Genomic DNA, 6,531 nt, shown 5'->3' with positions numbered 1-6,531 from the left:
GTGTATATACCCTCTTAAAAACTCGTTAGCTTCTTTTACATTATCAATGCCTTTCATCATAAATTCAACCGGCAATCTGCTTTGTAGAGTAACCCAAAGCCTTTCTATACGTCCCTTAGCCTGTGGTGAATTAGCAAAAATAATATCCGTTCCAAGTTCATTAACTGCTCTGGCAAATTGGGTCAGATTAACCTTTTTCCCATTAATTTCATCTTCGATAGTCAGTTTACCGGCGTTAGGTGATCTAAAAATAGTGTGCTTATCAGAATAAAGGGTCTGTGGAACACCAAAATCCATACAACATCTTTTCATCATCTCCAAATAGCCAAACAGGCATTCATGTTCAGTCATGTATAATCCGACTATTTTACCTGTTGCATCATCAATTGCGCCATGAAGTGTATATTTAACCTTTTTATTGAACCATTCGAAAGGAGTAGCATCAATTTGTACCAACTGACCAAAATGAGACTTTCTTTTTCTACGAAATTTTCTGTGTCTGATTTTTTTCTTCATGGGGCTTTTAATTTTTGCGTTTTTTAGTATACTATATAGTGAAGAGTATGATATTTCAATTGAGTATTCTTCACTTAGTATTTCTTTGAAGTGTAGGAAGTTCACATTTTTTAGCGAATTTGTTTTCTTAATTTTAAGAATAGCTTCCTTCACTTCATTTGATATTGATNAACACCAAAATCCATACAACATCTTTTCATCATCTCCAAATAGCCAAACAGGCATTCATGTTCAGTCATGTATAATCCGACTATTTTACCTGTTGCATCGTCAATTGCACCATGAAGTGTATATTTAACCTTTTTATTGAACCATTCGAAAGGAGTAGCATCAATTTGTACCAACTGACCAAAATGAGGCTTTCTTTTTCTACGAAATTTTCTGTGCCTGATTTTTTTTCTTCATGGGGCTTTTAATTTCTGCGTTTTTTAGTATACTATATAGTGAAGAGTATGATATTTCAATTGAGTATTCTTCACTTAGTATTTCTTTGAAGTGGAGGAAGTTCACATTTTTTAGCGAATTTGTTTTCTTAATTTTAAGAATAGCTTCCTTCACTTCATTTGATATTGAATGAACAGGTTTCTTTCCTGTGTTTTTATGAGTTAAAAATTCAGCTCCAGATTCAACGACTCCTTTCTTTAATCTGGTAATCTGGCGTTCGGAAAGAGAAAGTAGTTCAGCGGCTTCTCTTCTAGTAATTTGTTTATCTATGTAGCTACAAATCACTTGATATCTTTTTAGTTGTTTCATAGTCAATGTTATTTTACCTTCTTTCATAATATTATTTTATATCAAAAAGTGACAAAGTCCAAAATTAATCCTAAGGTGACATTATCATAAAATAACAACAGTTTTCAAAAAAGANAGTCCAAAATTAATCCTAAGGTGACATTATCATAAAATAACAACAATTGTAAAATAAAAGACTTGAAAAAGTACAAAAATTGTGCTAAAATAATATACTCACGAGTTTGACACTTAATAAATAGTAAATCCCTGTAATGCCTTGATATACAAGGACTACAGGGATTATATATTTCTAGAAAATGTAGTATTTTTTCTATATTTTGCTATTCTTTATTATTTTTTTTATATTTTCATCGGAGATGAATTCATAATCCGTATTAAATCCTGCAAACTTATGTAATTCATCAGTAATATCACTTCTTGTATACGAACTGAGATAACCGATATTTCTAATCTTATGAAGTTCCATTTCCTTAAGCTGATCAATCAATTCATGTATGCTAAATTTATTTTCCAATTTGTATTCTAAAATCTTAATAATCATTAATGACAAAAAGCAAGTTAAAAAATGAGCTTTAATTCTGTTTTCCCTTCTTAAGTACACAGGTCTAGCTTTAAACTCCGATTTAACCGTCCTAAAAGAACTTTCAATTTGCCAACGTTGTTTATTTATCTTTAGAATGTTTTCTATCGGGTCTTCAAGATTTGTACAAACTGCATAAAATCCGTCATACTTTTCTTCATCCGATATCCTGTCTATATCTATTTCAGATTTCTTTATATTAGCTATTTCCCCGCTACTTGTAATATATTCGTCTTTGATAATTCTGTTTGGTGAATTTGTATTAGATGATTTTCTATTTCCATTTTCGATAATTTTTAAAGCTCTGTTTATTTGTCCATACCTTATTTCCCTTTGATAAAGCTTGTATTTAGGAGAGTAGCTTACTATTATTCTCTGTTCCATACCATTTTTATTTATCCATCTTTCTTTAAAAAAGATGCTATCCATATAATCATCATCGTCAATTTCGTCTATATTATATGTTCTTTTATCACTGCCAAGTTTCCATCCTTCATTGGAAAGTGCCCAATTTTTTATATTTTTATTTATTTTTTTCAATGACTGTGTAACGATAAAAGAACGTTCACCCAACATATTGAATTTTCTATTTTCAAAACTCGATAATCCGGCATCGGTACAAATGATAAACTTTGAAAGTTTAAAATCTGATATTATTTTTTTCTCCAGAGGTTTTAAAGTTTTTTGTTCATTTGAGTTTCCCGGGAATATGGTAAATGCAAGAGGAAATCCGCTACCATCCAATAATAGTACCATCTGAACTATCGGGTTAGGTCTGTGTTCTTTACTTTTTCCATATTTTTTTATACCATCTTCTTTTTCAATTTCAAAGAAAAAATTAGTACAATCATAATACAATACTCTATCATTTCTCTTTATTAAATTATGACTGGAATCATATATATGAGATTGTATTTCATCGGAATTTTCAGCTAAAACATCCAGAGCCCTGTAAATATGATGTGAATCAAATTTAGGAAACTCCAGAAAACTCTTGGAAAATTCATAGGTGGAAAGTTTGGATGAGGGATCGATAATCCTTGCATATACCAGTTTTGATAATATGTCATTCAAGTCAAATGTTATTTTTTTTGTTTTTTTAATTTCATCACATACTTTATTCAATTTCAACTGATAGAAAATCTTTTGCAAAAACAGATATCCTATATTAAATCTAATTGGTTCACCTTTTTCATTTCTCAGACTTTCCGAGAAATTTACAGAAACATTCAGATTATTATTTTTTTCATCTATGGTCATCTTTTTTGCGATTTCTTTTCCCCATAATATTACTTTTTCTCTATCATTATCATGTTCGGGCAATAATTTTTCCATAGTACCCAATTTAGTAATTATTTTAGATGTACTTTTCCCGGATTCATCTCTAAATGATTTAGTTATATACAATTGTTCAGCACTTTTTGATTTAGATATTGTCAGCTTCATAAAAAACACTCCTTTTATATATTATATCATAAATGCTACAAAAATGCTACAATTATTTTTAAAAATTTGACAAAAAAATTAAGGCTTTTCAAGCCTTTGAATAGTGAATCTTCGATTACAAGTGTCAAGCTCCCGATATTAAGAGATTTGTGGATTTTTAGACAAATACTTGAACAATGATTCTGTTCTTGTAGAGTTTAAAACAGCTTGTAACCTTATTAATATGAATAAATTAAATTTATAAATTTCTATTGCACAATCTAAGGTAAAGATATAATATTAAATTAGATGTTAATCTAGTTACATAAATGTTAATTAAACTTTGTGGTTTGAAAGGTGGGTTATTATGAATAACGATAACAAAGATAAAGAAGACAAGTATAAACATATTAGCAACATTAAAAGAAATTATCGAAAAATGGAAGAAGAACTAATTACACAGCTTAATTATGTAACTAGTCATGGAGTAACATTAGGTTCAAATAGAGAGTATGTTTGGAAAAGTTTATTTGAAAGAATAATTCCTAAAAAATTTAATATTGATAGAAGTGTCTTTATAATGGATTCTTACGGGAATATTTCAAAGGAAGTAGATTTAGCCATATATGATGAACAATATACTCCATATATTTTCAGATATGGAACTATAAAGTTTATACCAGTGGAAGCTGTGGCTGCTGTGATTGAGTGTAAAAGTATTTTAAAATATGATAGTAATACTAAAGATACTTTATCTAATTGGGTTAAAAGTATAACTATGCTAAATACGGGTTTGAATTCTTTGGTTAGAATAAATACAGGTATACATGATGGAATTAACTTAGAAGAATTAAATGAAAAATCTAGGATAACTCAAACAAGTACAACTCCAATTAAAATTTTATGTCATATGGGTTCATATAAAAATGAAGATGAAAAGTTTGATATAGTTATAAAGGCAAGTAAGGAGAATTTAGAAATTGAATATAATAGTGATTACACTAATTTATTGGATTGGTATTTACATTTAAACCATTATAATGATTTGAATGATGAGAAATCATGTAATAAAGAGATGGAAAATTTGAAAGATAAAAGAGAAAAAATACAGGAATATATTGAAATAGAGAAAATGGCTAGTAAAGCAGGGTACGATAAATTGAAGAAAAATAATTTGGAAACATATAAAATTAGTGATAATAATATACTTTCTTTTATTTTTCAGTTTAATCAACTGTTAATGCTAATTAATAATCCATTGTTTTTTCCTCATATGGATTATGTGAATATGTTTAATAAGTATGAAGAAAAGGATGAATAAGTATGAAAAATGTAGTTGCAATTTCTGTAGAAAAGATTCAAAAATATATTTATAAATATATTGATCAGAATCAAAAAGATGATAAAACACTCAAAAATATAATTTCTGCCTCAAATAATATTTCTAAAAATATTTTAAAAAAGATACAAGAAGAATTTAATGTAAGGGAAGAATCTAAGTTTCTTTGGATATCAGGAAAAGTAATATTTAGTTGTGATTTACCAGAAGAAAGAATCAGAGAGAAACTTAGTACTTTATATAGAGAAACATTTATGAACTATCATGGAAATATCTTTTTAAACTATTCTGTATTCCCTGAAAATGACTTAACAAATATGGCTATAATTAAAAAATCAAATATTGAATTTAAAAGTAATAGTAACAAAACTAAAATTATTGAGGAAAATAAGGAATTACTTTTTAACTTTCAAGAATTCAAAACCAATACAGAGGTTTTAGAGGAAGATTATACAGATAATTTTCAAGTTTTTTTAAAGAGCATGGATGACTTGATTGACATAGAAGATAAAGATAGTACAGATGGAAAAATAGCAATAGTAAAAGCGGATATAAATGAGCTTGGTAATACTATGCAGGAGCTTGATAGCTATGACAAGTTTAAAGAAATAAGTAAAATATTAGAAAACTATATTTCAGTGGAATACTTTGCCAAGTGCGTTAGTGAATATAATAAAGATATAGAACGTAAAATGTTACCCTTCTATATAGCAGGAGATGATATTTTTTATGCGGTAAATATAGATTATTTATTTGATTCTATTAGAATTTTAAAAAAGGTTATTGTACAAATTAATAGTGAAATTCAAAAAGTTTTTAACAAAAAAGAGAATAATACCACAGATAACGAAAAAAAAGGAGTTTCTATTGCTGTAGGTGTAACTTTTGTAAATAACCATCAGCCAATACGTTATTACAGACAAATAGTAGAAAAAGAACTAAGCAATGCAAAAGACATGATGAGACTAGATGAGGAAAAGTTATCTCTTGTTGGATTAAGCATATCCGGGTGTAAATTAAACTGTTATAAAGATGAACGTGCAAAGAAAAAATCAGATGGATTTAATCGATTTTGTGCTGAAATTAAAGAATTAAATAGTATGATAAGAGAAAACGTTTTTACTAGTACGTCTTTACATAATTTATTAGTAAATTTGGAAAATGAAAAAAATCCAAGAAAACAGCTATTATACATTTTATATTTTTGTATACCTAATTTATCCGAAGAAGCTGAATTTGATGAAAATGCTTATTTTAAGAATTATATACTTTCACAAGTAGTTGAAGATTCAAGGGGGAAGAAGGAAAAATTTTTTGATGTAAATAAAGTTGAAAATATTCTCATACCAAAATTAAAGGTTATTATTTTATTTTTAAAAGAAAATAATAATAAAATTACAATTAAAGGAAAAGATGACGGGAACAAAAAGAAAAGAGAGAAAAAATATATTACTTCGGATAAGAAAGCGCATTCTATACTTTTAAATAAACCTATAAATTTTCTTTTGAGAGAAATAAAATCAAATGGAATAGAAAAACTATTTATAAAAAAAATAAAAAATAGTCAAAATAAAACACTATATAAAACAGCAAATTTTGAGCCTTCTATATTTTTTAGGGCAAAAAAACTTATAGATGATGGTAAAAAAGATCAAGTAGTAGCACTTTTTAGAAACTATACGAAAAATGTAATTGGCATTAGTAATGAAAATGATGAAATTAACCCTCATAGAATTGTTTTTGATGAGAAGGATATGGAGAATTTTGAAAGAAAATTTTTAGAATTAGAGGATACAAATTGGCTTGATAGACTGATAATTTTATTTGAGTATAACAGGCAAAGAATTATATACAAAACATATAAGAAACGATTAAAGTATAAATAACAAAAGTGATAATGATTTTAGAAACAAAACTG

At 27.4% G+C, this 6,531-nt stretch carries 5 protein-coding genes; 2 read left to right on the top strand and 3 right to left on the bottom strand.

The annotated features are described in order from the left end of the window. The 3 genes from HLB29_RS06210 to HLB29_RS06195 all read right to left on the bottom strand — a co-directional run. Positions 1-708, bottom strand: a 708-nt coding sequence (locus HLB29_RS06210; RefSeq protein ID WP_185624292.1) for an ISNCY family transposase, incomplete at its 3' end; no start/stop codon positions are given. Positions 709-885: 177 nt separating this feature from the next. Continuing rightward, on the bottom strand, positions 886-1,296 hold the full coding sequence (locus HLB29_RS06200; protein ID WP_185624290.1) for a helix-turn-helix domain-containing protein: 411 nt from the start codon (positions 1,294-1,296) through the stop codon (positions 886-888). Positions 1,297-1,579: 283 nt separating this feature from the next. Next, complete coding sequence (locus tag HLB29_RS06195; RefSeq protein WP_185624289.1) at positions 1,580-3,295, bottom strand: IS1634 family transposase; 1,716 nt, start codon at positions 3,293-3,295, stop codon at positions 1,580-1,582. A gap of 346 nt (positions 3,296-3,641) precedes the next feature. On the opposite strand from HLB29_RS06195, the gene HLB29_RS06190 reads away from it, so the two are divergent. Further along, the gene (locus HLB29_RS06190; protein ID WP_185624288.1) at positions 3,642-4,595 is read left to right on the top strand and encodes a DUF6602 domain-containing protein; all 954 of its coding nucleotides are present in this window, start codon (positions 3,642-3,644) and stop codon (positions 4,593-4,595) included. Between the two features lie 2 nt (positions 4,596-4,597). Next, the gene (locus HLB29_RS06185) at positions 4,598-6,499 is read left to right on the top strand and encodes a Cas10/Cmr2 second palm domain-containing protein (protein ID WP_185624287.1); all 1,902 of its coding nucleotides are present in this window, start codon (positions 4,598-4,600) and stop codon (positions 6,497-6,499) included. Positions 6,500-6,531: the final 32 nt, after the last annotated feature.

This window comes from Peptostreptococcus canis, assembly GCF_014229965.1.
Classification (GTDB): Bacteria; Bacillota; Clostridia; order Peptostreptococcales; family Peptostreptococcaceae; genus Peptostreptococcus; species Peptostreptococcus canis.
This window is presented reverse-complemented; position numbering and strand designations above follow the sequence as displayed.

Excerpts from the sequence above, each read along its gene's own strand:
- HLB29_RS06200 (WP_185624290.1), bottom strand. The coding sequence starts at position 1,296 with ATGAAAGAAGGTAAAATAACATTGACTATGAAACAACTAAAAAGATAT.
- HLB29_RS06195 (WP_185624289.1), bottom strand. The coding sequence starts at position 3,295 with ATGAAGCTGACAATATCTAAATCAAAAAGTGCTGAACAATTGTATATA.
- HLB29_RS06190 (WP_185624288.1), top strand. The coding sequence starts at position 3,642 with ATGAATAACGATAACAAAGATAAAGAAGACAAGTATAAACATATTAGC.
- HLB29_RS06185 (WP_185624287.1), top strand. The coding sequence starts at position 4,598 with ATGAAAAATGTAGTTGCAATTTCTGTAGAAAAGATTCAAAAATATATT.